The organism is Halorubrum sp. AD140, assembly GCF_034497445.1.
Taxonomy (GTDB): Archaea; Halobacteriota; Halobacteria; order Halobacteriales; family Haloferacaceae; genus Halorubrum.
Genome location: NZ_JAXRUU010000008.1, coordinates 16662 through 39372, shown reverse-complemented (window position 1 = coordinate 39372; position 22711 = coordinate 16662). Strand labels below are relative to the sequence as shown.

Here is a 22711-nt window from a genome sequence, read left to right as displayed (position 1 = left end):
GACGCGTCGCTCGCGCGTGGAAGCGGACTGAGGGGAGTAAGCCCCCTTCGGTTCGTCCCGACATTCGGCTGAGCGTCCGCGCCGTGGCCGGACTACCTTGTGGCGCGGACTTGCACCGGCGAGGATTCGCCGTTCCATCCGTTCCCGCCCGTCGACCCTCGTCGGGTTAACTCCCTTCCCTCACGGGTCGGTTCGCTCGACTCATCGGTCGGGGCGGGGGGTGTCGTTGCTGTTCCAGAGCCAGCCGTCTCCGACTCCGGGCGTGTGCCCGGTCGCCCGTCCGGCCGGTGGGGGGACTTTCCTCATGCCAGAGGCACGGGAGTCGGGCTCCCTCTGTCCGATCCGACGTTGCTCCCGGTCGCGAATAAGGGATCCGGTCGGACGGTCGAGAGACCGCGGCCGGGCGAAGGCGACGGCGATCCGGAGAGACCACCGCCGCTCGATCCGGAATGACGGCGACCCGATCCGTGGTAGCCGGGACCCAACCTGCAGTAGCCGCGACCCAATCCGTGGTAGCCGCGTCCCAACCTGCAGTAATTGCAACCTAATCGACGGCGATCACGCCCCGTTACGCCGGCCACGTCGGCAGAAGCCGAGGCGAATCCGTGGGCTACCGTGCGACAAATTCGCAAGGGAAGCGTTCAAGTCGTCACGAGCGTAATGGACACTCATGTCTGAGGCTCAGACCGTTCAGCTGTCGTACGACGACGGCGCTCGAGCGGTCGAACTCGCGCGGGAGGCGGTCGAGTCGTTCGTCCGACACGGACAACGCGAACAGCCCGGAAGCATGCGCGAGGCGTTCTACGCCCGCACCGGCGCATTCGTCAGACTCGAATCCACCCGGGGCCGCGGTCGGCTCCGCGGCTGTGCCGGCGCGTGGGAGACGTCGGACCAGCTCGGTCACGCCATCGTCGAGGCCGCGATCAAGGCCGCCTCCGACGACTCCTGCGGCTCCGAGGTCGAACCCAAGGAGCTCGACAACATCACCGTCTCCGTGTTCGTCGTCTCGAACACCGTGCTCACCAACGACCCCCTCGCCGACCTTAAGATCGGCACCCACGGCGTCGCCGTCGACGGCGGCAACTCGCACGGCTGGCTCTACCCCACGGTCCCCGTCGAGAACAGCTGGTCGGGCGCCGAGTTCCTCTCGCGCGCCTGCCGGAAGGCGAAGCTCGCCCCGAACGCCTGGGACGACGACGAGACGATGGTGACGCTCATCGAGGGACAGGTGTTCCGAGAGCGCGCCGACGGCGGCGCGGTCGAGGAGCTGTAACCGCCCGAGGCCGACCCGTCAGTTTCCGTTCCTACTCGTCCGTCCCGTAACCGACCGCCTGCGCGTCCGCGAGCGCCCGCTCCGCCGCGGCCGCGAGGTCGAACGCGTCGTCGGCGACGACCTCGCCGTCGCGGATCACCGGCTCCATGAGCGACTCCGCGTCCGCGGGACCCGAGCGGTCGGCGAGCCCGACCGCGTGCGCGCCGTCGGCGGTGCGGTACACCGCCTTCGCCCCCGAGAGCTTGCCACGCTTGGCGGCCGGCTCGCCCTCGACGGTGACCACGTCGAGCGCGAAGTCGACCGGGTCGGCGTTCGAGACGTAGCCGCCCACGCCGAACCCGTCGACGACGTCCCGCAGCTCGCGGAGGTCGGTCGGGTCGAGCCCGCCGGAGACGTACACGTCGACGTCGGCGTGGCCGCGGGCGTTCAGCTCCCACGTCACCTCGCGGACGATGTGTCTGAAGTCGCCGCGACGCGAGCCGGTGGTGTCGAGCCGAATTCCGTCGAGCCGGTCGCCGAGCGCCGCGACCGCCCGGAGCGTCTCGTCGACCTCGTCGGAGTAGGTGTCACACAGGGCGATCCGCGGGACCGCCTCGTCGACGGCCTCGTCGAAGGCGCGCCACGCGGCCTCCTGCTCGCCGCGGCCGAAGCAGATCGCGAGGGCGTGCGGCATCGTCCCCGAGGCCTCGCGGCCGAGCAGGTCGCCGGCCGCGACGTGCGAGAAGCCGTCGAACCCGCCGACGAGCGCGGAGCGCTCCACCGCCGCCGTCATCGCGGGGTGGACGTGGCGCGCGCCGAACGAGAACACCGACGCGTCCGGCGCGGCGACCCGGCAGTCGAGCGCGGCGGTCGCCATCCCGGAGGCGTGCGAGAGGAACCCCAGGAGCGACGTCTCCAGCCGCGCGAACGTCAGGTACGGGCCCTCGATCCGCATCACTGGGCCGCCGTCGAACAGCCGCCCCTCCGGGATCGCGTCGACGTCGACGTCGCGGCCCGAGAGCAGCGCGACGGCGTCTTTCAGCCCCGCGAACAGCTCGAAGTCGCCGTCGGGGAACTGGTCGGCGGTCACCTCGGCGACGACCCGCGGGTTTCGCCCCGCGTGCGCCAGCGCGGCCTCGGTCCGCTCGAAGTACGCGTCCGTCGCCCGGCCCTCGCGGATCGCGGCCGCGTCGACGATGTCGAACTCGGTCATACGCGAAGTACGCCCGCGAGGGAGGAAAAACGGTCCGGCTCCCGCGCCGACCCGGCGGCGACCCGAGGCGTCCGGCGTCCCCGTCCGCGCGTCCGCCGCCGCCGACGCCGACTCAGTCCCGCGGCGCGAGGAGCGACACCGCCGCCAGCACGCCGAGAAGGGCGGCGACGACGCCGAACCCGGGAACTCCGTCGTCGGTCGAGCCGTCCGGCTCGGACGACACGTCGTCTCCGTCTGCGCCGTCGTCGCCGTCGTCCCCGTCGCTCCCTTCGTCGCCGTCGTCCCCGTCGCTCCCGTCACCGTCGCTCCCGTCGTCCCCGTCGTTTCTGTCGTCGGTCGAGGGGAGTTCGAGGTCGGCGTCGGGGCGCAGTTCGAGCACGCCGGCGGGCTCGGGCGCGTGGGTGATCGTCACGGTGGTGCCGTCCCGCTCGACGCCGTAGGCGCCGGGGAAGTCGCCGTCGTCGATCTCGTACACCTCGCCCTCGTCGTGGGCGGCGTCGCCGTGGGCGGTCAGCATCTCCAGGTACGTCTCGCGGAAGTCCGCGGCGTCGGCGTCGGTCTGCCACTCCGTCACCCACACGTAGCCGTCGCGGGCGTCCTCGCCGTCGCCGTCGCGGTACGGGTAGAGCTCGTCGCCGGCCCAGCCGTCCGTCGACTCGTGGGCGTAGTTGTAGTTCGCGCGGGTCCGGAGCTCCTCGTCCGGCTGCGTGTGGATCCGGACGTTCTCCTGGGCGCTCTCCCCGGGTTCGAGCACCGGGTGGCCGTACTCGAGGCTCTGGTACCAGAACATGACGAACATCGAGGCCTCGCCCGCCGTCTCGGCGCCGTCGGCGCCCTGGTCCGGGTACGTCTCCCAGTCGCCGGTCGCCGCGTCCTCGAACTCCACCTCGCGGGTCTCGTAGTCGGGGTTCCGGTGGATCACCTCGGCGGTGCTCTCCGGCGGTTCGGTCATCGCCTCGTCGACCGCGTCCCAGCCCTCCTCGTCGACGAGCTCCTCGACGTACAGCGCGCCGTCGGAGTACGGCTGGAGCACGGTCTGGAGGATGCCGAAGTTGTAGTCGGCGCCCGACCCGCCTCCACCGCCGTCGTCGGGCCCGTCGAGACAGCGCCAGTCGTCGTCGGCACAGCGGGCGGCGTACAGCTCCTCGACGTGAACGGCCTCCCCCTCGACGATCCCGTCGACCGCGAGGTCGCCGTCCTGCGTGGTGCCCACGTAGCGGGGTCGCGTGAGGTCGTAGTACTGGTCTTGCATCGCGTGGACGAGCTCGTGTGCGAGCGTCGAGGAGTCGACCTGCACCTCGTCCTCCTCGCCGTCGGCGACGACGAGGACGATGCGGTCCTCGGACGGCGAGTAGAACCCGGAGACGGCGCCGCCGAACACGGAGTCGATCTCGTCGTTCGCGTCCTCGTCCTCGCCGACGACGAACAGCGCCTCCCACACCTGGTCGTTCCAGCGCCGGAACTCCTCGCCGGACGAGTCGTTCTCGTCGGTGACGCCGGTGGACTCGTTCGAGAACTCGGACCGCGTCACCGTCTCGACCGGCACGTCCTCCCGGAACGGCCGCTCGCGGAGGTGTTCGACGCGCGCCATCGTGAGGTGCGTCAGCGCCTCCAGCTCCGACTCGTTCAGCCCGTCGCTCTGGTTGAACGAGAGCTCCTCCTCGTAGTGGGTGCCGTTCCAGCAGCCGACGAGCTCGGTGTCGTTGCCCGTCTCGCACTCCTCGGCGGTGGCGCTGTGTGCGTTGCCCCCGTCGGCGACGTCGGCGGGTCCGGTCGGTCCGGCGGCGACGCCGCCGGCGGAGAGCGCGAGGAGGGCGATCGCGGCGACGACCGAGAGGGTGAGAACCCGTCGCATAGGGTCGATTACGCCCGGTCCGGTAAGTAGTTTGTCGCTCTGGGGGCGACGGGCCCCGAGTCCGGGTTCCGCTTTTGTCCCTCGACGTCCAAGGTCCGGCCATGCCGTACGATCCGAGCGAGACCGCGGTGATCGTCGTCGACATGCAGAACGGATTCTGTCATCCCGACGGGAGCCTGTACGCCGAGCCGAGCGAAGCGGCGATCGAGCCGGTGGCGTCGCTGGTCGAGCGGGCCCGCGACGCCGGCGCGAGCGTCGTCTACACTCGCGACGTCCACCCGCCGGAGCAGTTCGCGGAGACGCACTACTACGACGAGTTCGACCGCTGGGGCGAGCACGTCGTCGAGGGGACGTGGGACGCCGAGATCGTCGAGGGGCTCGACGTGCGCGAGGACGACCACGTCGTCGTAAAGCACACGTACGACGCGTTCTACCGAACGGACCTGGAGGGCCACCTCGACGCCCACGGAATCCGCGACCTCCTGATCTGCGGGACGCTCGCGAACGTCTGCGTCCTTCACACGGCCGGCAGCGCCGGGCTCCGCGACTACCGGCCCGTCGTCGTCGAGGACGCGCTCGGCTACCTCACCGAGGAGCACCGGGAGTACGCCGTCGACCACGCGGACTGGCTGTTCGGCGAGACGACGGCCCGCGAGGCCGTCGCGTTCGAGGGGGCGTAGTTCGCGGGCACTCCACCTCCGTGTCGTTATCAGCCGCGTGAATCGGCGTGTAACCCTTTTCACCCCCGCCGGGAACGGTCGCGCATGGAGCTCTCTCGACGCGGCATACTCGGCGGGGTCGGGGCCGCGCTGGCCGTCGGCGCCGTCGGGTTCGCTGGAGCGACGGCGGTGGCGGACGGCGACGCCCTCGACGGCGGCCCCGGATCGGACGGCGGCGGACCGGGCGACGAGGCGGTCGGCGAGGCGGACGACGGGGACGAAGCGGACGGTGCCGTCGACGCGGACCCGGACGCCCCGTTCGAGGCGCGCCTGCTTCGCGACGGCGACGACGACAGGGGGCTGTTCGACGCGAGCGACCTCGACCGGGTGGAGGGCGTCCGCGAGGAGGGCGACGAGCACCTCGTGTACGCGGCGCTCGGGGACGACGGCGTCGACGCGTTCCAGGGGGAACTCGAGGCCTCCGGCGTGGCCGACGAACCGGGGCGGTTCGTCGTGTCGATGGCCCTCGACGGGACCGAAGTCAGGCGGGTCGAGCTGGACGAGTCGACGGTGGCGGCGCTCACCGACGAGGAGTGGGGCGGCGTGTTGACGCTCCCGTTCGACGAGCGACGGGTCGCGGAGTCGGTGTACGAGTCGCTGGCCGACGCCTGAGCGGCGCCGGCGCCGTCGGGGGAACACGGTTATGCCCCTCGCGACCCTCCCGAGAGCCATGAGCGACGTCGGAGACGCGGCGGACGACGTCGGCGGCGAGACGAGCGGCGACGAGGCGAGCGGCGGCGAGACGGACGACGAGTCGACGGAGACCGCCGAGGTCGCCGGTCGCCCGTGTCCGCTGTGTTCGACGCCGATGTATCACCGTCACTGCAAGTACGTCTGCCCGGCGCACGGTGTCGTCTACGACTGCAGCGACACGTTCTACTGACCGACTTCGAGCGACTGTCGGACGTCCATCGGGGCTGTGCCAACTGTTATGTTCTTGGAGTCCGACCTGTATTCTATGATCGGCGACCCGCTCTCGACCCTCCTCGCCGGCCGTCAGGGGTCAGCATGGTAGAGCAGACACAGGTTGCCCGCGGGAAGCGGATCCAGCGTCGAACCGGGAAGACGTTCCACGTCGCGACCCGGCTGCTCCCGAAGCGGATCCGCCACCCGACGTACGTGCTGTACGGATTCTTCCGGATCGCCGACGAGATCGTCGACGCCGAGGACACCGCACCGCCGGCCGAACAGCGGGCGGAGCTCGACCGGCTTCGGCGGGCCGCCCTCGGGGAGGAGCCGACGGACGATCCCGTGTTGGACGCGTTCGCCGCGGTCCGGGAGGAACACGGGATTCCGGGCGAGGACGTCGACTCGTTCGTCGACGCGATGGCGAGCGACGTCGACACCGACCGGTACGAGACGTACGACCGGCTGGAGGCGTACATGGACGGCTCCGCGGCCGCCGTCGGACGGATGATGACGGCGATCATGGACCTCGACCCCGAGACCGAGGCGGCGGCGCTCCCGCACGCGACCAGGCTCGGCGAGGCGTTCCAGATGACGAACTTCATCCGGGACGTCCGCGAGGACGTCGTCGAGCGCGACCGGATCTACCTCCCGCTCGAGACCCTTCGACGCCACGGGGCGAGCGCGGAGCAGCTCCTCAGGCTGGAGTTCGACGAGAACGTCGCGGCCGCGATCCGCGAAGAGCTCGTTCGGACCGAGCGGCTCTACGAGGAGGGCGTCGCGGGGATCAAGTACCTCCCCGCGGACTGCCAGCTGGCGGTGTTGCTCGCGGCGGTGCTGTACGCGGACCACCACCGGCTCGTCCGCGACCTCGGCTACGATACGGTGTCGACGACGCCCGAGCTCTCGTTCGCCCGCAAGCTCTCGCTGCTCGTCCGGACGCGCTGGAAGTGGCAGTGGAACAGGGACCCCGAGGCGGTGTTCTACGAGGTGTGTCACGGCTTCGGCGGCGGTCGCGAGCGTCGCGAGCACGGCTCGCACGGTCCCCGCGTCGCGCACTCCGACTGAGCGGGGGCCGGGAGAACCGAGTGAACCGATCCCGCTTCGTCGGCCTCGCGCTGTTCGCGTTCGGGCTCGTGTTCCTGTCGTTCGTCGTCCGCGGCACGACCCGGCTCGTCGCGTCCTACGAGCTGGCCGTGGCGCTGTCGGCGCCGATCCTCTTCGCCGCCGCCGGGTTGCTGGCGGTCCTCGTCGCCCTCGCGACGCTGGACGTGACCGGGGTTCGGCGACTGGAGTGACCGGGGTTCGGCGACTGGAGTGACCGGGATCCGCTCCCGCCCCTCGCACTCACGGGTGCGCCGAGTCGGAACGCCCTTTTGACCGCGGCTCGGAGGGGGCGCATGGACGTACGAACCGTCGCCGACCTCTCGCCGGCCGAGCGGCGCGCCTTCTTCGAGCGCGACGCCGGCGTCGACGCGGTCCGCGACGACGTGACCGAGATCGTCGACAGCGTGCGCGAGGAGGGCGACGTCGCGCTTCGGGAGTTCGCCGAGAAGTTCGACGGCGTGACCGTCGGCAACATCGACGTGACCGACGACGCCGAGCGCGCGCACGCCGAGCTCGACGACGCGAACGACCCGGTCCTCGACGCGGTGCGCGAGGCCGCCGCCAACGTCCGCGAGTTCCACGAGCGGCAGCGCCCCGAGGATTGGCGCGACGACTTCGGCGGCCGAGAGCTCGGGCGCCGGTTCCGCCCGATCGACCGCGCGGGGGTGTACGTGCCCGGCGGCGCGGCCGCGTACCCCTCCAGCGCGCTGATGGGAGTCGTCCCCGCGACGGTCGCGGGCGTCGACCACGTCGCCGTCGCGACGCCCCCGGCCGAGGACCTCAACCGGGTCACGCTCGCGGCGATCCACGAGGCGGGCGCCGACGCGGTGTACCAGGTCGGCGGCGCGCAGGCGATCGCCGCGCTCGCGTACGGCACGGAGACGGTGACGCGCGCGCAGAAGGTGGTCGGCCCCGGCAACAAGTGGGTCACCGCCGCGAAGGCGGTCGTCCAGGGAGACGTCGAGATCGACTTCCTCGCGGGACCGAGCGAGGTGCTCGTGCTCGCCGACGGGACCGCCGACCCCGACCTCGTCGCGAGCGACCTGGTCGCGCAGGCGGAACACGACCCGAACGCCTCCGTGGTGGCGGTCACCGCGGACGCCGAGCTCGCCGAGGCGGTGGCGGACGCGGTCGACGCGCAGGCGGCCGGGCGCGAGCGCGAGGAGACGATTCGCGCCGCCCTCGACAACGACGCCTCCGGCGTCCTCCACGCGCGGTCGATGCCCGAGGCGGTGCTGTTCGCCGAGGAGTACGCGGCCGAGCACCTCTCGATCGTCGCCGACGACGACGAGGCGCTGTTGGACCGGATCGCGAACGCCGGCTCCGTCTTCCTCGGGCCGTACTCGCCCGTGGCCGCCGGCGACTACGCGACGGGGACGAACCACGTGCTGCCGACGAACGGCGGCGCGAAGCGCTACGGCGGGCTCTCGGTGGACACCTTCCTGCGGTCCTCGACCGTCCAGCGGCTCGACCGCGACGCGCTCGACGACCTCGCCGACACGATCACGACCCTCGCGGAGGCCGAGGGGCTGGAGGCGCACGCCGAGAGCGTCCGGAAGCGGTTCGAGTGAGGGGCCCGAACGGACCCGGTCCGCGGTCGCTTCCCTTCGTGCTCGCTTTCCTCCGTGATCGCCTCCTTCCAGGGTCGTCTCCTTCCGCGGTCGGACGACGTTGCACTATATAGCGGTACTCTCCGAACGTTCGGGCCCATAGGACGCACGAGTGGGACCGAGTATCAAGAGAACAACGGTCGGGAATAGACTGGACGGATCGGCGCTATATAGCTCATAGCAGGCTTATTGAGGCTGAATTCGGATGGTTAGGACACATGGTGGAAAACACCGGTGAACGATCTGGGTCGAGTTCGAGGCGGCGGTTCCTCAGCATCGGCGGAGCGGCGGCGATCGCGGGGCTGGCCGGCTGTTCCGGCGGGGCGAGTGAGGATGACTCCGATGGCGGCTCGGAGGACGGCGGAGGCGGCGGCTCCGGCGACTCGATGCTCTCCGATTCCTTCGACCCAGAAGAGCCGAACTGGGAGGAGAACAACTACCTCTCTTCGCTCCTCATCGACGAGGGGTACGAGCGCGGCAGCCGCACGGACTTAGAGAGCATGGGGGACCGCGACGTCGACGAGGTCCCGCACGGCGAACCCGTCCGCGAGGCGCCGGAAGACGAGAGCGAGTGGCTCGAGCCGGAGACGCTCGTCTTCACCGAGAGTCCGAGCGAGGACGTTCAGGGGCGCTACGAGGAGGACTTCGAGGCGGTCTTCGAGCGGATCGAAGAGGAGACCGGACTGCCGGTCGAGTACAACCGGGTGGACAACTACGCCGCCTCCGTCGAGGCGATGCGCTCGGAGCGGGCCCACATCGCGAACTTCTCGACGGGGACCACCGCGTTCGCGGTGAACCTCTGTGGCGCGGTTCCGTTCGCGGCCGGCATCGACGGGGACGCGTTCGGCTACCGCCTGTTCGCGACGACCCGGGCCGACGCGGACGACATCCAGAGCGTCGAGGACTTCGCGAACGACGACGTCCGCATCGCCCACGCCGAGGAGGCGTCGAACTCCGGCCACCAGGCGCCGTCGGCGCTCTTCGATCAGTACTTCGACGTGACCGCCCACGAGGACTACGAGGTCAACTTCTCCGGCGACCACTCCGCGACCACCCGGGGCATCGCGGCCGGCGACTACGACGCCGGGCCGATCTGTTCGACCTGTTTCCTCGACACCGTCGAGGCGGAGAGCGACCTCAGCTTCGACGACTTCAAGGTGGTCTGGGCGTCCGACCCGTTCCCCAACGGACCGATCGCGTACCGGTACAACCTCCACCCCGATATCGCCGAGGGGATCCAGGCGGCCTGGCTCGACTCGGACTTCGAGGGGACCGCGTACGCCGACCGCACCGGGTACGCGGTGTTCGAACCCATCGAGTACCGGCGTCACTGGTACGACATCATGGTCATCCAGGAGTACAACGGCGTCGAGTACACCGAAGGATCGCTGAGCGAGTGACCAGTCGATGACCCTGGACGTGACCGACCTTCGGAAGACGTACCCGACCGGCGACGAGGCGCTGAAAGGCGTCGATCTCGCGGTCGACGGCAGCGAGACGACCGCGATGATCGGTCCGAGCGGGGCCGGGAAGAGCACGTTCATCCGGTGTGTCAACCGGCTCACGGAGCCCACCGGAGGGACGGTCGAACTGGACGGGACCGACCTGACCGCGCTCGACGACGACGGGCTCCGCGAGGCCCGTCGCGACATCGGGATGATCTTCCAGGAGTACAACCTAGTCGAACGGCTCACCGTGATGGAGAACGTCCTCACCGGGCGGCTGGGGTACGTCTCCGCCTGGCGAGCGTTTCGGCGGTCGTTCCCTCCGGAGGACATCGAACGCGCGTACGAGCTTCTGGAGCGCGTCGGGCTGGGCGACATGGAGAACAAGCGCGTCGACGCGCTGTCGGGCGGGCAGCGCCAGCGGGTCGGCATCGCCCGCGCGGTCGTCCAGCAGCCGAAGATCCTCTTGGTCGACGAGCCGACCTCGAGTCTCGACCCAGAGACGTCGAGCACCGTGATGCGACTGCTCACCGACATCGCGGCCGAGCGCGAGGTCCCCGTGTTAATAAACATCCACGAGGTCGACCTCGCGATCGAACACGCCGACCGCATCGTCGGGCTCCACGACGGCGAGCTCGTCTTCGACGGGCCGACTGACGAGCTCGACGACGCGGCGCTCGACCGCGTCTACCGCGGCGGCGAATCACCCGGGTCGAACGCGTCGCGCTCGACGTCCGAAGCGGATGATGGCGGAGGAGTCGCCGACCGCGTCGACCGAGACGGCGCGGTGGGGGACGGCCGGCCGCTGGACGGGCCGGCGTCGAGGGGCCCCTGAGATGGCGACGGAACGTCGCAGCTGGCGACGACCGACGGCGTTCGGCCGCCGGGAGTTCAAGTGGGCCACGTACGTCGGACTCGTCGCCTTCTTCCTCTGGTCCGCGTGGGGGATCGGCGCCGATCCCGCCCGGATCGCCCAGGGGATCGGCAGTGGGCTGACGCTGCTCGGTGACTTCTTCCCGCCGGAGGCGACGCCGCGACAGTCCCAGCGGATCGTCGACAAGATGTTCGAGAGCGTCGCCATGGCGATGGTGTCGACCGTGACCGGGATCGCCCTCAGCATCCCCGTCGCGTTCATGGCCGCGGAGAACCTCTCGCCGCGGCCGCTGTACTACCTCAACCGCGGGTTCATCTCCCTCTCGCGGGCGCTCAACGTCATCATCGTCGCCATCCTCGTCGTGAAGGCAGTCGGGCTCGGCCCGCTGGCCGGCATCATCACGATCACGTTCAAGACGGTCGGCTTCTTCGCGAAGCTGCTCGCCGAGGACATCGAGGACATCGACATGGGGAGCGTTGAGGCGGTGCGCGCGACGGGTGCGTCGCCGGTCCAGACGCTGATCTACGGCGTCGTCCCCCAGATCATCCCGCGGTTCGCGGGGCTCAGCGTCTACCGCTGGGACATCAACATCCGGGCGTCGACCGTCGTCGGGATCGTCGGCGCGGGAGGGATCGGCTCGGTCCTCCTCACCGCGTTCAACCGGTACTCCTACCAGTACGTCACCGCCATCCTCGTCGCGATCATCGCGGTCGTCCTCGTCGCCGAGGGAGTGAGCGCGGTCGTCAGACGGAGGTACCAGTGATGGCCGGGATCGACGCCGAGCCGACGTGGGGCCGGTTCGACCGGCGGCGACGGATCGGACGGTTCCTCGGCGTGCTCGTGGCACTCGTCGTTTTCGTCGCGTCGTGGGAGTTCCTCGACATGGGGATCACCAACGTCGGGACCGTCCCCCGCGAGGTCGGCGACCTGCTCACCCGGATGTACCCGCCGGACGTGGCGTACGCTCCCGAGATCGTCGGACCGCTGATCGAGACCGTCCACATCGCCGCGCTCGGCACCGTCGGCGCGCTCGTGCTCACGATTCCCGTCGCGCTGCTCGCCGCCGAGAACACGACGCCGAACGCGGCGACTTACTGGCTCGGGAAGCTGATCGTGACGGTGAGCCGGTCGGTGAACACGATCATCTGGGCGCTGATCTTCGTCGTCGTGTTCGGGAGTGGCCCGCTCGCGGGCGCCGTCGCCATCGCGTTCCGGTCGATCGGATTCCTCGGCAAGCTGCTCGGCGAGGAGATAGAGGAGATCGACTTCGGACAGGTCGAGGCCGTCCGCGCCGCGGGCGCCTCCCCGGCGCAGGTGTTGACCTACGGGATCCTCCCTCAGGTCAAGCCGGCGCTCGTCGGGCTCAGCGTGTATCGCTGGGACATAAACGTTCGCGAGTCGACGATCCTCGGGTTCGTCGGCGCCGGCGGCATCGGCGTCGAGCTGTTCCGCGCGGTGAACGCGTTCGCCTGGCAGTCCGTCGCGATGATACTGATCATCATCCTCGGTGTCGTCTTCGTGAGCGAGGCGCTCTCGGCGTACACCCGGAGGCTCACCCGATGAACGGACTCCGCTCGGGCGCGTCCGACGCGCTGCTCTTCGACATGGACGGCGTGGTCCTCGACGGCTGGGGGACCGACGACGCGGTTCACAGTCGCGCGCTCGAGGACGTCCTCGAGCAACGGGAGATGGGGGTGACCGGCGACCTCCGACGCTCGCTCGAAACGTACGAGTACGACGACGATTTCCGCGCCGCCTGCGAGGAGCTCGGCGTCGACTCCGCGACGCTCTATCGGGCGCGCGAAGAGCGCAGCGCGAAGCGCGCCGTCGAGCGGCTCGCGGCCGGAGCCAGACGCCTCTGTCCCGACGTCGACGCGCTCGATGAGCTGGCCGACCGGACGCCCATCGGGCTGGTGAGCAACAACTACCACCCGACCGTCGAGTTCGTCGTCGACCACTTCCAGCTCAACACGTTCGAGTTCGTCCGCGGCCGCGACCTCGGGCCGGACGGGTTCCGCCGGCGTAAGCCCGATCCCTTCTACCTGAACGAGGCGCTCGACGCGCTGGACGCCTCCGGCGGGCTCTACGTCGGCGACCGCGCCACCGACGTGATCGCCGCCGAGCGCGCCGGCCTCGAGGCGGTCTTCCTCCGCCGGACCCACAACGCCGCCCTCGACCTCCACGTCGAACCCGACCACGAGATCGAGAGCCTCCACGAGCTCGTTTCGCTCGTCGACGGAGGCTGACACCGATCGACGGCTACCCGTCCTTCCCGTGGATCTCGGCCCGACATCTCCGACACCGCGTCGCGCCCGCGACGACCGGAGCGCCGCAAGCCGGACAGCGCCGCCCGTCGATCCCGGCGGTCGCGGACGCGAGCACGTCGACAGCGGCGGGCCGGGGCTCCTCGACCGCGCCGCGGGCCGCGAGGCGGTCGACGAGCGCGTCGTCCCGGAGCCACGCGAGGAAGCGCCAGAGCCCGAGGTAGAGGACGGTCGGCCCGACGATGGCGACCGCCGCGACCACGACCCGCAAGGCGAGCTCGACCGTGGTAACGCCACTCACACGTAGCGATCGGGGCGGAGCGAATTGTAGCTGTCGGCGGCGCTCCCACGGGGAGCGCGGCGCGCTCAGGAGAAGTCGGTGAAGACGACGGCGTCGCAGTCGGCACAGGCGCGGACGGGCCGCTCCGGGTTGCCGCTGACGCCGCCGGGGCCGCCACAGCAGTGTCGCAGCGTCGTCTCCCTGACCGGGCCGTCACAGGCGGGACACGTGTCGAGGAACGCACACAGCGGCCGCGCCACGGTCCGGGCGACCGCGTCGTCGACGCCGCGCTCGCGGAGGACCTCCGCGGCGGCCGTCTCGGCGAGGGCCGTCGGTCGGCTCAGCCACGCGTCGCGCCGCCCGGCGAGCAGGATCCGTCCGTCGTGGACCTGTCCCTCGACGTCGGGACCCGCGATCGCGGCCGCGCGCTCGGCGAGGTCCTCCTCGGGCCCCTCGCGGAGCTCGCGGATCCGGTCGTACGTCGCCGAGCGGAACGACTCGTCGAGCACGAGCGTTTCCTCCTCCTCGACGAGCGCGCCGGCGTCGAGGAGCGCCGCCATCATGGCCTCGGGATCGGTCTGGTCGCCGTCGCCGACCCCGCCGGAGTCGACGGCGGGCGCGGGGTCGTCCCCGGCACCGGACGCGGGGTCGTCCTCGGCCCCGGACGCGGAGTCGTCCTCGGCCCCGGACGCGGAGTCGTCCTCGGCACCGGACGCGGAGTCGTCCGCCGCTGCGGGTTCGGGGTCGTCCTCGGTCGACGTGCCGCCGGCGCTCGAAAGCGAGTCCGAGTCGAGGCCGTCCGGGTGGTCGGGGCCGATGTCGAACGGGAGCGGCGCGACGATCCGCGGGGCGAAACGCGGGGTGCCGGGGAGGACGTAGCCGCGGAGCCAGATCGCCGCCCCGCCGAGCAGGGCCGCGAGGAGCCCGAGCGAGCGGCGGCGGCGGGAGAGCAGCGCGGCGACGACGGCAACGCCGACCGCGTTGACGAGCGTGCACGGGAGACAGCGGTTCTCGCCGGTGTGTTCCGGCACAGAGACGGCCGCCAGGGCGTCGCGGAGCGCCTCGCTGAGAGACGAGTCGCCGCTCATAGCTCTGCCGCCGCGTGCTGGAGCGGTTCGCCGTGGACGGCGCGGTAGACGCGCGGGAACGCCGCGAGTCCGAGCGGCTGGACGACGCCCCCGAGCAGCGCGAGCCACAGCGAGCCGACCGCGCCCGCGGCCGCCCCGACCCCGACGGTCGCGGCCGCGAAGAGCGCGCTGAAGTAGCCGACTCGGAGCGGCGCCGACGACAGCTCGCCCCGGCGCGGCCACGCGCCGACGTCGACGGCACGGGCCCGGAACAGCGCGATAGCGACGCTCCCGGTACCGATCGCGAGCAGCCCGGCGATCGGGATCGCGTCGGGGTAGCGCGTCTGGAGGACGAGCACGGCGACGAACGCCGGCGTCGACAGCACCGACAGCTCGGCGCCGCCGAAGAACACCCGCTCTAGCCACTGGATCGTCCCGTCTCGTATGCGCCTCGCGACCGTTCCGGTGGTGCCCATGGATGCCACCCACTCGACGCTCGGGACCCATAGCCGTTCCGCTGGACCGTCGCGAGCGCGCGGCCGCTCATCGGTGATCTCTCTATTGGCATCAATAATTATATACGGGTGTATTTTGTAACAACAGCTGTAATGGTCGACACAGGCACGGAGCACGAGGGCGATCGCGTGGGGGTATCGCGACGGCGGTTCATCGAAGCGACCGGGGCGGCGGGCGCGGCGGTCGGGCTCGCCGGCTGTTCGGGCGGGGGCGGCGGCGGTGGCGACGGCGACGATCCCATCCAGATCACGATGGACGGCGAGTGGGAGGGGATCGCCGACACGGTCACCGACAGCCTGTACGAGGCGGGGCTCGACGAGGATATCGAAGTCGAGATCCTGCCGGGCGACTTCGAGTCCGGCGCGCGCCAGTCGGAGTTCACCTCTGCGCTGGACGCCGGACGGTCGAGCCCCGACATCTTCATGATGGACTCGGGCTGGACGATCCCGTTCATCGCGCGCGGGCAGCTGGTGAACCTGAGCGAGGAGCTCTCCTCCGAGACGCTGGACTACGTCGAGAACGACTACCTCCCGAGTGCGGTGAACACCGCGAGCGACCCGGAGAGCGGCGACCTCTACGGACTCCCGCTGTTCCCGGACTACCCGGTGATGCACTACCGAAAGGACCTCGTCGAGGAGGCGGGCTACGACCCCGAGGGCGAGAACTGGGCGACGGAGCCGATGAGCTGGCAGGAGTTCGCCGAGATGGCCGCCGACGTCTGGGAGCAGAACGACGGCGAGGACGGCGACTACGAGTACGCGTTCACCACGCAGGCCGACAACTACGTCGGGCTCGCCTGCTGTACGTTCAGCGAAACGATCACGTCCTTCGGCGGCGCGTACTTCGGCGACCACGAGAACCTCTTCGGACCGATCGGCGACCGGCCGATCACGGTCAACGAGGAACCGGTCCTCGACACGATCCGCATGATGCGGTCGTTCATGGAGGGACCGGACGCGGAGTACGCGCACCCCGACTTCCCGCAGATCAGCACGACGGACCTCCTCTCGTTCACCGAGGAGCCGTCGCGTGAACCGTTCACGTCCGGGAACGCGATCTTCCACCGGAACTGGCCGTACGCGATCCCGCTGAACCTCGACTCCGAGGACTTCGACGCGGAGGACTACGACGTGATGCCGCTTCCGTACGGCGTCGAAGCGGGCGAGGGCGAGTACGAGGGCACGGGCGGCCCCGCCGGGGCGCTCGGCGGCTGGCACCTCACGATCAACCCGAACAGCGAGCGGCTCGACGACGCCGTACAGGTGCTCGAGGCGTTCGCCAACGAGGAGGTCATGGAGTCGAACTTCGCCGAGGGCGGGTATCTCCCGCCGGACCCGTCCGTGACCGAGAACGCCGACCCCGACGACGTCGGGGCGCTCGGCGACTTCCTCGACACGCTCGCGGTGACCGGCGAGAACACGGTGCCGCGACCCGTCACGGTGGCGTGGCCCGACCAGAGCCCGCAGGTCGCCTCCGAGGTCTCGGCCGCCTATCAGGCCGAGAAGTCGCCCGAAGACGCCATGTCCGACTTGGAGAGCTCGCTCGAAGACCTCGAGTCGGACCTGGCCGAATAACGAGGAAACGAGCATGTCAACCGACACGCGATCGGACGGCGGGGGCGGGGGATCGGTGCTCGCCCGCCCGCTCAACTGGCTGGAAACGCAGAGCGAGGAGGTGTACGCGTACGTCCTGTTGCTCCCGGCGTTCGCGCTGCTCGCGCTCGTGGCGTTCTACCCCCTGATCGAGACGTTCCGGTTCTCGCTGCTCGCGAACGCGCTCGGTGCGGCCGACCCCTTCGGCGAGTTCGTCGGGGTCGAGAACTACGTCGACCTGCTGACCGGCGACACGCCGTTCACGCAGCAGTTCATCTCGTTGGAACTCTCCGACTCGTTCCCGTTCGTCGGGTTCGGCGCACCGTTCCTCCAGCAGGCGATCTTCGTCACGCTGGCGTTCGCGGTCGTCAGCGTCTTCTTCGAGACGCTGATCGGCTTCGGGCAGGCGCTCGTGCTCGACCAGGACTTCTACGGTCGCCGGTGGGTCCGGGTGTCGATCATCATCCCGTGGGCCATACCGATCGTCATCCAGGGGATGATCTTCTTCCTGATATTCAACCCGACCATCGGGTTCGGGACCGAGTTCATGCAGTGGCTCGGCGTGTTCGGGAGCAACCCGCTGTCGAGCAGCACGGACTCCTTCCTGATCGTGTTGGTCGCCGACATCTGGAAGACGACCGCGTTCATGGCGCTCCTCATCCTGGCGGGGCTCCAGAGCATCGACCGCGGGCTCTACGACGTCGCGAAGGTGTCGGGCGCCTCGCCGTGGCAGCGGTTCCGGTACATCACCCTGCCGCTCGTCGCGCCGGCGCTGCTGGTCGCGATGCTGTTCCGAACGATGGACGCGATGCGGATCTACGGGCTCATCGACTCCACGGCAGGCTGTGAGACCGTGCCGTCGCTGACGTGTCTGGTCATCATCGCGCTCCAAGAGAGCCGGCGCTGGGCGACGGCCTCCGCGGTGGCGTTCATGACGGCCATCGTCATCAGCGGGTTCGTCCTGCTGTATCTGCTCGCGCTGCGCAACAGCGAGGGGGGTGTCGCATGAGCGCGACGGGCCCCACCGACGGCGAGTCGGCCGACGGGACCGACCCGACCGTCGAGATGGCCGAGCAGGCTGGCCGTGACGAGCCGGAACTCGACCGCGGGATCATTGAGGCGTGGGCGGCGAAGATGATCACCAACCCGGAGCGGGCGTACCGAGCGGCGTTCTACGTGGCGACGATCTTCTTCCTCGTCACGACGCTGTTCCCGTTCTACTGGCTGTTCGTCGTCGCGGTGACGCCGCGCGGGAACCTCTCCGACGTCGGCGTGCTCCTGCCAGCCGGGTTCAATCCGGCGGCGTTCATCGAGATATTCACCACGCTGCCGTTCCACCGGTACGTGTTCAACAGCTTCCTGATCGCGACGATCGCCACCGTAGCGGTGCTGCTCGTCGGGAGCCTCGCCGGCTACGTGTTCGGCCGGCTCCGGTTCCGGGGGCGCAACCCGCTGCTGCTGTTGGTGCTCGTCACGTCCTTCTTCCCGCCGGCGGCGTTCTTCATCCCGCTGAACCGGCTGTTCAACACCAACTTCGACGTGTTGCGGCCGCTACTGTCGGCCGGGTCGCTGTACAACACCCCGTACGCGATCTTCATCCCGCTGTCGGCGATCTTCCTGCCGCTGTCGATATTCATCCTGATGACGTTCTACTCGCAGATTCCGGACGGGTTGGAGGACGCGGCCCGTGTGGAGGGAACCACCCGGCTCGGCGCGCTGTTCCGCGTCATCGTTCCACTCTCCGCGCCCGGCGTCGCGACCGCGGGGGTGTTGACGTTCATCTCGGTGTACAACGAGTACTTCTTCAGCTCGCTGATGACCGACGGGCAGCCGGGGAGCTGGGCGCCGATGCTCGAAGGGATACTGCGGTTCCAGGGCGAGTTCGAGGTGCTGTACAACCTCATGGCGGCCGCCAGCATCGTCGCGGTGCTACCGGTGGCGATACTCGTCGTCGTCGCACAGGAGAAGATCGTGAGCGGACTAACGACCGGGGCGGTGAAAGAGTAACAATGGCATCAGTCAAACTAGAGGGAGTCACGAAGCGGTACGAGGACGTAACGGCAGTCGACGACCTGAGCCTGGAGATCGAAGATGGCGAGTTCGTCACCTTCGTCGGTCCCTCCGGCTGCGGGAAGTCGACCACGATGGAGACGATCGCCGGGCTCACGCTCCCCACGGAGGGGACGGTGAGCATCGGCGGGCGCGACGTCACCGACCTCCCGCCGAAGGACCGGGGGATCTCCATGGTGTTCCAGAACATCGCGCTGTTCCCGCACATGGACGTGTACGACAACATCTCCTTCGGGCTCCGGCTCCGGAAGTACGAGCAGGAGGAGGTCGATCGGCGCGTCGAGGAGGCGGCCGACATCGTCCAGCTCGAGGGGATGATGGACCGGATGCCAAAGGAGATGTCCGGCGGGCAGCGCCAGCGCGTCGCCATCGCGCGCGCCATCGTCCGCAACCCGGACGCGTTCCTGATGGACGAGCCGCTGGCGAACCTCGACGCGGAGCTGCGGGTCCACATGCGCACCCAGCTCCAGCGGCTCCACCGGGAGCTGGACACGACGATCATCTACGTCACCCACGACCAGGCGCAGGCGATGACGATGTCCGATCGCATCGCCGTCATCAACGGCGGCGTGCTCCAGCAGCTGGCGCCGCCGCTCGAGTGTTACAACGAGCCGAAGAACCGGTTCGTCGCCGGCTTCATCGGGTCGCCCGCGATGAACTTCATCGAAGGGGAGGCCGTCGACGGCGGGTTCGAGTCCGAGTACACGCAGATCGACTTCGATCCGGAGGCCCACGGAGTCACGCCGGGACAGGATATCACGGCCGGGGTTCGCCCGGAGGACGTCTTCTTGGAGCGGAACTCCCGGAAGGCGGACTCGCCGACGAAGGCGTTCGACGCGGTCGTCGACGTCATCGAGCCGATGGGCAAGGAGGTGAACGCCTACCTGCTGTTCGACCGCGACGTCGAGGCGAGCGCCGAGGGACGCGGCGAGGGGCAGCTGCTCATCAACCTCACGCCGGACACCGACGTCGAGGAGGGCGACGACGTACAGATCGTGATGGACCGCGAGAACGTCCACCTGTTCGACCGGGCGAGCGGCGACGCGATCACTCACTCGCTGGAGTGAGCGACGCGGTCACGCGCTAGAGTAAGCGTCGCGCCGCCCGCTCTCGCGAGCGATTCGATCCTCTCGTTCCCCCCGTCCCCTCCTCCGACCGACGCGCTTCGACGAGCGTCGCTTCGGAGTCTGCGATGGCGACGAGCGTCGCTTCCGTGAGGTCAGTCGACGCCGACGACCGTGATCCGGTGGGCCTCGACGGCCTCGACCATCGCGCCCCACCCGCCGACCTCGACGGGGCCGTCCTCGGTGTCGACGACGAGCCCGACCCGGCCGCCGTAGCTGGCGACGGTGTCCGCGCCGACCGCCTCGTCGTCGCCGGTGACCACGACGTCGGAGAGGACGCCCTCAACGACGCGGTCGACGCCGCTCTCGGTGTCGGCGCCCTCGATCCGGACCCGGACCGTCGCGCCGTCGCGGAGGAGCGGCGCCACGTCGCGGATGCAGTACCGGATGTCGATGTAATCGATCGGCGGCTCGTCGTCGAGGGCCGTGTAGATCGTCTCCCACGTGTCCCACTGTGTCGTGAGGAAGTACCAGTGGAACACGTACGTGTGGGTGCGGTCGTCGACGAGGACGCCGTACTCGTTCGTCGACCCCGCGTGGGGCGCGAAGCAGGTCTTCGTCCGGTCGACGATGGCCACGAACGGGGACGGAAGCCGGCGATGCCGGGCTTCCGAACAGACGTCGGCGAGGTCCTCGGCGGGCGGCAGGTCCGCCGTGTCCCCGTTCGGCGTGTGGATCGAGAGGTTGACGCGCACGCCGCGGTCGGTCGCGTCCCGCAGCGCCGGGCGCAGCCGCTCGAAGTGCTCGACGCCGAGCGAGACGTTCACCTGCGTCTCGGCGTTGCGGATGAACTCGTCGGCGTTCTTGATCACCGTCTCGAACCGCGTGACGATGCTGACGGTCGACTGCTCGACGGAGGGCTCGTTCCAGCGTCGCTCGATCTCCTCGGTCGCCGCGGTGAAGCGACTCGCTCGCGTTCGAAGGTCCTCGATGATCGCGTCGAGGCTGTTCGCGCGGGCGTACAGCGACTCCTGCTCGTACGTCTCGATGTAGCCGGCGCTCTCTAAGTCGCGCAACACGTCGTAGATCCGCGGGTCCGGGACGCCGCTGGCGTCGGCGACGCGGGTGACCGGCGCCGCGCCGAGCTCCAAGACGGTCACGTAGGCGTCGGCCTGGTACGGCGAGAGCCCCGCGTCCTCCAGCGTTTCGGTGAGTTCGGTGCGATCCACGTTCATCCTCCGTCCCCGTTTCGACGTCGGTCCGTGGCGATCGCCCCCACGCGATCGACGGCGACCCGGACCGGAATCACTCCTTCGTCGGGGTCACGGATTCGGCAGCCCCAGGCGATGCGTCGTTCTACCATGAACTAGACTACCACGGCCGTGATAAAACGTTTTATTTCCGCGACCGAGCGCCGGCCTCCGGCGGAGCCGCGCTCGACCGTTCCGACTGAAAAGGCTTTATTCGGTTCGTCGTGGAGGGAGCGTATGCACGAGACGTCGGGGAGCGACGGCGGGGCCTCCCGGTCGCGATGGACCAGAGAGCAGGCCGCGTCGATCGGGCGCCGCCACGGGAACGTCGCGCCGTCGGCCGGCCCGCCGACCGTCGATCCGTTTCCGGACCTCCACGTCTGGGACACGTGGCTGCTCCGCGACCGCCACGGCGAGATCGCCGACGTGAACGGGTGGCGCCTCGCCTTCTCGCTGACGGCCCCCGCCGACCTGCTCCCGGGGAAGCGACACGACGTGGCCGAGATCCGGTGTTTCTACTCGGGAGACGGAGAGACGTGGCACGACGCGGGGCCCGTCTTCGACGGCGGCGCGCTCGGTCAGCGGCAGTGGGCCGGCTCCGCGCTGTACGACGGCGGCGACTGCTACCTCTACTACACCGCCGCCGGCGACGAGACGGCGGACGAGATGACGTACACCCAGCGGATCGCGGTCGCGCACGGCGGGACGGTGACCGCGTCGGCCGACGGCGTCGAGCTGGCGGGCCCCTGGACCCACGAGACCCTGCTGAGGCCCGACGGCGAGTGGTACGAGACGGAGGACGAGTCGCGGGGGATGATCTACACGTTCCGCGACCCGTGGTTCTTCGAGGACCCGGCGACGGGCGTGACGTACCTCCTGTTCGAGGCGAACGCACCCGCGCCCGAGCGCCCGGGCGACGACGCGGAGACGACCCATCGACGGGAGTTCAACGGCTGCGTCGGCGTCGCCGTCTCGGAGTCCGGCGACCCGCTGTCGTGGGAGCTCCGGCCGCCGCTGCTCGACGCGGTGGAGGTGAACCAGGAGCTGGAGCGCCCGCACGTCGTCGTCCGCGACGGGCGCTACTACCTGTTCGTCTGCAGTCACGTCCACACGTTCGCGCCGGGCGTGACGGGACCCGACGCCCTGTACGGCTTCGTCGCTGACGCCTTCGAGGGGGGGTACCGGCCCCTGAACGGCTCCGGGCTCGTCGCCACGAACCCGCCGGACGCGCCGTTCCAGGCGTACTCGTGGATGGCGTTCGCACACGACGAGGAGGTGCTGGTCCAGAGCTTCCTCAACTACTACGACTTCGACGGCGACTCGCTGGACGCGATCGCGGACCTCCCGGAGGCCGACCAGCGCGACCGCTTCGGCGGGACCCTCGCGCCGACGCTTCGGCTAGCGGTCGACGGCGACCGCACCCGGCTGCTCGGGACCCTCGGCGCGTGGCGGATCCCGACTCCGGACGAGCCGCTCCCGCCCGCCGACGGGTCGGGCCTCCCGGGCGGCGACGAACTACCCGGCGAGATCCGCGAGGGCGGCGGCGTCGGTGAGTACGCGGCGTTCCTCGGCGGCGCGAGCGGCGGAATGGACGCGACCGACGACGGCGACGACGCGAACTGACCTG

At 69.9% G+C, this 22711-nt stretch carries 23 protein-coding genes, 1 other RNA gene and 1 pseudogene; 17 read left to right on the top strand and 8 right to left on the bottom strand.

Going from position 1 to position 22711, the window contains the following annotated elements; all coding sequences use genetic code 11:
* Positions 1-25 precede the first annotated feature (25 nt).
* An RNA gene (gene rnpB / locus U4E84_RS03605) (RNase P RNA component) lies at positions 26-338 on the bottom strand.
* A gap of 332 nt (positions 339-670) precedes the next feature.
* Here rnpB and U4E84_RS03600 point away from each other — a divergent pair.
* Positions 671-1273: a TIGR00296 family protein gene (locus U4E84_RS03600; protein WP_322530732.1), complete on the top strand. Its 603-nt coding sequence runs from the start codon at positions 671-673 to the stop codon at positions 1271-1273.
* 31 nt (positions 1274-1304) lie between these two features.
* On the opposite strand, the gene U4E84_RS03595 is transcribed toward U4E84_RS03600, so the two are convergent.
* Both U4E84_RS03595 and U4E84_RS03590 read right to left on the bottom strand, forming a co-directional pair.
* The gene (locus U4E84_RS03595) at positions 1305-2465 is read right to left on the bottom strand and encodes a nicotinate phosphoribosyltransferase (RefSeq protein ID WP_322530731.1); all 1161 of its coding nucleotides are present in this window, start codon (positions 2463-2465) and stop codon (positions 1305-1307) included.
* A gap of 112 nt (positions 2466-2577) precedes the next feature.
* Complete coding sequence (locus tag U4E84_RS03590; protein ID WP_322530730.1) at positions 2578-4320, bottom strand: Hvo_1808 family surface protein; 1743 nt, start codon at positions 4318-4320, stop codon at positions 2578-2580.
* Between the two features lie 101 nt (positions 4321-4421).
* Between U4E84_RS03590 and U4E84_RS03585 the strand changes: the two genes are divergently transcribed.
* The 11 genes and pseudogenes from U4E84_RS03585 (at position 4422) to U4E84_RS03535 (ending at position 13227) form a co-directional block, all read left to right on the top strand.
* The gene (locus U4E84_RS03585; protein ID WP_322530729.1) at positions 4422-5000 is read left to right on the top strand and encodes an isochorismatase family cysteine hydrolase; all 579 of its coding nucleotides are present in this window, start codon (positions 4422-4424) and stop codon (positions 4998-5000) included.
* An 84-nt stretch (positions 5001-5084) separates the two neighbouring features.
* On the top strand, positions 5085-5651 hold the full coding sequence (locus U4E84_RS03580) for a hypothetical protein (RefSeq protein ID WP_322530728.1): 567 nt from the start codon (positions 5085-5087) through the stop codon (positions 5649-5651).
* A gap of 166 nt (positions 5652-5817) precedes the next feature.
* Positions 5818-5922 (top strand): annotated as a pseudogene (locus U4E84_RS03575) (HVO_2523 family zinc finger protein); the annotation flags it as partial.
* 125 nt (positions 5923-6047) lie between these two features.
* Positions 6048-7013, top strand: a complete 966-nt coding sequence (locus U4E84_RS03570) for a phytoene/squalene synthase family protein (RefSeq protein WP_322530727.1) — start codon at positions 6048-6050, stop codon at positions 7011-7013.
* 20 nt (positions 7014-7033) lie between these two features.
* Positions 7034-7243 carry a hypothetical protein gene (locus U4E84_RS03565; RefSeq protein ID WP_322530726.1) on the top strand — a complete coding sequence of 70 codons (210 nt, stop codon included), beginning with the start codon at positions 7034-7036 and terminating at the stop codon, positions 7241-7243.
* A 102-nt stretch (positions 7244-7345) separates the two neighbouring features.
* Positions 7346-8623: a histidinol dehydrogenase gene (hisD, locus tag U4E84_RS03560; RefSeq protein ID WP_322530725.1), complete on the top strand. Its 1278-nt coding sequence runs from the start codon at positions 7346-7348 to the stop codon at positions 8621-8623.
* A gap of 257 nt (positions 8624-8880) precedes the next feature.
* The gene (gene phnD, locus U4E84_RS03555; protein ID WP_322530724.1) at positions 8881-10062 is read left to right on the top strand and encodes a phosphate/phosphite/phosphonate ABC transporter substrate-binding protein; all 1182 of its coding nucleotides are present in this window, start codon (positions 8881-8883) and stop codon (positions 10060-10062) included.
* 7 nt (positions 10063-10069) lie between these two features.
* Positions 10070-10942, top strand: a complete 873-nt coding sequence (phnC, locus tag U4E84_RS03550) for a phosphonate ABC transporter ATP-binding protein (protein WP_322530723.1) — start codon at positions 10070-10072, stop codon at positions 10940-10942.
* Between the two features lies 1 nt (position 10943).
* Positions 10944-11744: a phosphonate ABC transporter, permease protein PhnE gene (gene phnE / locus U4E84_RS03545; protein ID WP_322530722.1), complete on the top strand. Its 801-nt coding sequence runs from the start codon at positions 10944-10946 to the stop codon at positions 11742-11744.
* Positions 11744-12544, top strand: a complete 801-nt coding sequence (phnE, locus tag U4E84_RS03540) for a phosphonate ABC transporter, permease protein PhnE (RefSeq protein ID WP_322530721.1) — start codon at positions 11744-11746, stop codon at positions 12542-12544. Before phnE (U4E84_RS03545) ends, phnE (U4E84_RS03540) begins: the two co-directional genes overlap by 1 nt.
* Complete coding sequence (locus tag U4E84_RS03535; protein WP_322530720.1) at positions 12541-13227, top strand: HAD-IA family hydrolase; 687 nt, start codon at positions 12541-12543, stop codon at positions 13225-13227. The genes phnE (U4E84_RS03540) and U4E84_RS03535 overlap by 4 nt, the downstream gene beginning before the upstream one ends.
* A 13-nt stretch (positions 13228-13240) precedes the next feature.
* On the opposite strand, the gene U4E84_RS03530 is transcribed toward U4E84_RS03535, so the two are convergent.
* From U4E84_RS03530 to U4E84_RS03520, 3 genes are all read right to left on the bottom strand, one after another.
* Positions 13241-13546, bottom strand: a complete 306-nt coding sequence (locus U4E84_RS03530; RefSeq protein ID WP_322530719.1) for a hypothetical protein — start codon at positions 13544-13546, stop codon at positions 13241-13243.
* Positions 13547-13611: 65 nt separating this feature from the next.
* Positions 13612-14613 carry a hypothetical protein gene (locus tag U4E84_RS03525; RefSeq protein WP_322530718.1) on the bottom strand — a complete coding sequence of 334 codons (1002 nt, stop codon included), beginning with the start codon at positions 14611-14613 and terminating at the stop codon, positions 13612-13614.
* Entirely contained in the window at positions 14610-15068 is a 459-nt protein-coding gene (locus U4E84_RS03520; protein ID WP_322530717.1) for a hypothetical protein, read from the bottom strand. The genes U4E84_RS03525 and U4E84_RS03520 overlap by 4 nt, the downstream gene beginning before the upstream one ends.
* Before the next feature lie 132 nt (positions 15069-15200).
* On the opposite strand from U4E84_RS03520, the gene U4E84_RS03515 reads away from it, so the two are divergent.
* From U4E84_RS03515 to U4E84_RS03500, 4 genes are read left to right on the top strand one after another with little or no spacing between them, the layout of a single operon-like run.
* Positions 15201-16682, top strand: coding sequence for an extracellular solute-binding protein (locus U4E84_RS03515; protein ID WP_322530716.1), 1482 nt, complete (start codon positions 15201-15203; stop codon positions 16680-16682).
* Between the two features lie 13 nt (positions 16683-16695).
* The gene (locus U4E84_RS03510; RefSeq protein WP_322530715.1) at positions 16696-17709 is read left to right on the top strand and encodes a sugar ABC transporter permease; all 1014 of its coding nucleotides are present in this window, start codon (positions 16696-16698) and stop codon (positions 17707-17709) included.
* A gap of 56 nt (positions 17710-17765) precedes the next feature.
* The gene (locus U4E84_RS03505; RefSeq protein WP_322530765.1) at positions 17766-18707 is read left to right on the top strand and encodes a carbohydrate ABC transporter permease; all 942 of its coding nucleotides are present in this window, start codon (positions 17766-17768) and stop codon (positions 18705-18707) included.
* A gap of 2 nt (positions 18708-18709) precedes the next feature.
* Positions 18710-19837: an ABC transporter ATP-binding protein gene (locus U4E84_RS03500; RefSeq protein ID WP_322530714.1), complete on the top strand. Its 1128-nt coding sequence runs from the start codon at positions 18710-18712 to the stop codon at positions 19835-19837.
* 152 nt (positions 19838-19989) lie between these two features.
* Here the strand turns inward: U4E84_RS03500 and U4E84_RS03495 are convergent, their stop codons facing one another.
* Together U4E84_RS03495 and U4E84_RS03490 are read right to left on the bottom strand one after the other, a co-directional pair.
* Entirely contained in the window at positions 19990-21069 is a 1080-nt protein-coding gene (locus tag U4E84_RS03495) for a TrmB family transcriptional regulator (protein ID WP_322530713.1), read from the bottom strand.
* Positions 21066-21197: a hypothetical protein gene (locus tag U4E84_RS03490; RefSeq protein ID WP_322530712.1), complete on the bottom strand. Its 132-nt coding sequence runs from the start codon at positions 21195-21197 to the stop codon at positions 21066-21068. The genes U4E84_RS03495 and U4E84_RS03490 overlap by 4 nt, the downstream gene beginning before the upstream one ends.
* A gap of 124 nt (positions 21198-21321) precedes the next feature.
* Between U4E84_RS03490 and U4E84_RS03485 the strand changes: the two genes are divergently transcribed.
* Entirely contained in the window at positions 21322-22707 is a 1386-nt protein-coding gene (locus U4E84_RS03485; protein ID WP_322530711.1) for a glycoside hydrolase family 68 protein, read from the top strand.
* The last annotated feature ends 4 nt before the right edge of the window (positions 22708-22711 follow it).

Bases quoted from the DNA above. Each gene is read 5' to 3' on its own strand.
- phnC (WP_322530723.1), top strand. From the start codon at position 10,070: ATGACCCTGGACGTGACCGACCTTCGGAAGACGTACCCGACCGGCGAC.
- U4E84_RS03535 (WP_322530720.1), top strand. From the start codon at position 12,541: ATGAACGGACTCCGCTCGGGCGCGTCCGACGCGCTGCTCTTCGACATG.
- phnE (WP_322530721.1), top strand. From the start codon at position 11,744: ATGGCCGGGATCGACGCCGAGCCGACGTGGGGCCGGTTCGACCGGCGG.
- U4E84_RS03495 (WP_322530713.1), bottom strand. From the start codon at position 21,069: ATGAACGTGGATCGCACCGAACTCACCGAAACGCTGGAGGACGCGGGG.
- U4E84_RS03485 (WP_322530711.1), top strand. From the start codon at position 21,322: ATGCACGAGACGTCGGGGAGCGACGGCGGGGCCTCCCGGTCGCGATGG.
- U4E84_RS03505 (WP_322530765.1), top strand. From the start codon at position 17,766: ATGGCCGAGCAGGCTGGCCGTGACGAGCCGGAACTCGACCGCGGGATC.
- U4E84_RS03525 (WP_322530718.1), bottom strand. From the start codon at position 14,613: ATGAGCGGCGACTCGTCTCTCAGCGAGGCGCTCCGCGACGCCCTGGCG.
- U4E84_RS03570 (WP_322530727.1), top strand. From the start codon at position 6,048: ATGGTAGAGCAGACACAGGTTGCCCGCGGGAAGCGGATCCAGCGTCGA.
- U4E84_RS03490 (WP_322530712.1), bottom strand. From the start codon at position 21,197: ATGGTAGAACGACGCATCGCCTGGGGCTGCCGAATCCGTGACCCCGAC.
- phnE (WP_322530722.1), top strand. From the start codon at position 10,944: ATGGCGACGGAACGTCGCAGCTGGCGACGACCGACGGCGTTCGGCCGC.
- hisD (WP_322530725.1), top strand. From the start codon at position 7,346: ATGGACGTACGAACCGTCGCCGACCTCTCGCCGGCCGAGCGGCGCGCC.
- phnD (WP_322530724.1), top strand. From the start codon at position 8,881: ATGGTGGAAAACACCGGTGAACGATCTGGGTCGAGTTCGAGGCGGCGG.
- U4E84_RS03500 (WP_322530714.1), top strand. From the start codon at position 18,710: ATGGCATCAGTCAAACTAGAGGGAGTCACGAAGCGGTACGAGGACGTA.
- U4E84_RS03590 (WP_322530730.1), bottom strand. From the start codon at position 4,320: ATGCGACGGGTTCTCACCCTCTCGGTCGTCGCCGCGATCGCCCTCCTC.
- U4E84_RS03520 (WP_322530717.1), bottom strand. From the start codon at position 15,068: ATGGGCACCACCGGAACGGTCGCGAGGCGCATACGAGACGGGACGATC.
- U4E84_RS03510 (WP_322530715.1), top strand. From the start codon at position 16,696: ATGTCAACCGACACGCGATCGGACGGCGGGGGCGGGGGATCGGTGCTC.
- U4E84_RS03580 (WP_322530728.1), top strand. From the start codon at position 5,085: ATGGAGCTCTCTCGACGCGGCATACTCGGCGGGGTCGGGGCCGCGCTG.
- U4E84_RS03600 (WP_322530732.1), top strand. From the start codon at position 671: ATGTCTGAGGCTCAGACCGTTCAGCTGTCGTACGACGACGGCGCTCGA.
- U4E84_RS03515 (WP_322530716.1), top strand. From the start codon at position 15,201: ATGGTCGACACAGGCACGGAGCACGAGGGCGATCGCGTGGGGGTATCG.
- U4E84_RS03595 (WP_322530731.1), bottom strand. From the start codon at position 2,465: ATGACCGAGTTCGACATCGTCGACGCGGCCGCGATCCGCGAGGGCCGG.
- U4E84_RS03585 (WP_322530729.1), top strand. From the start codon at position 4,422: ATGCCGTACGATCCGAGCGAGACCGCGGTGATCGTCGTCGACATGCAG.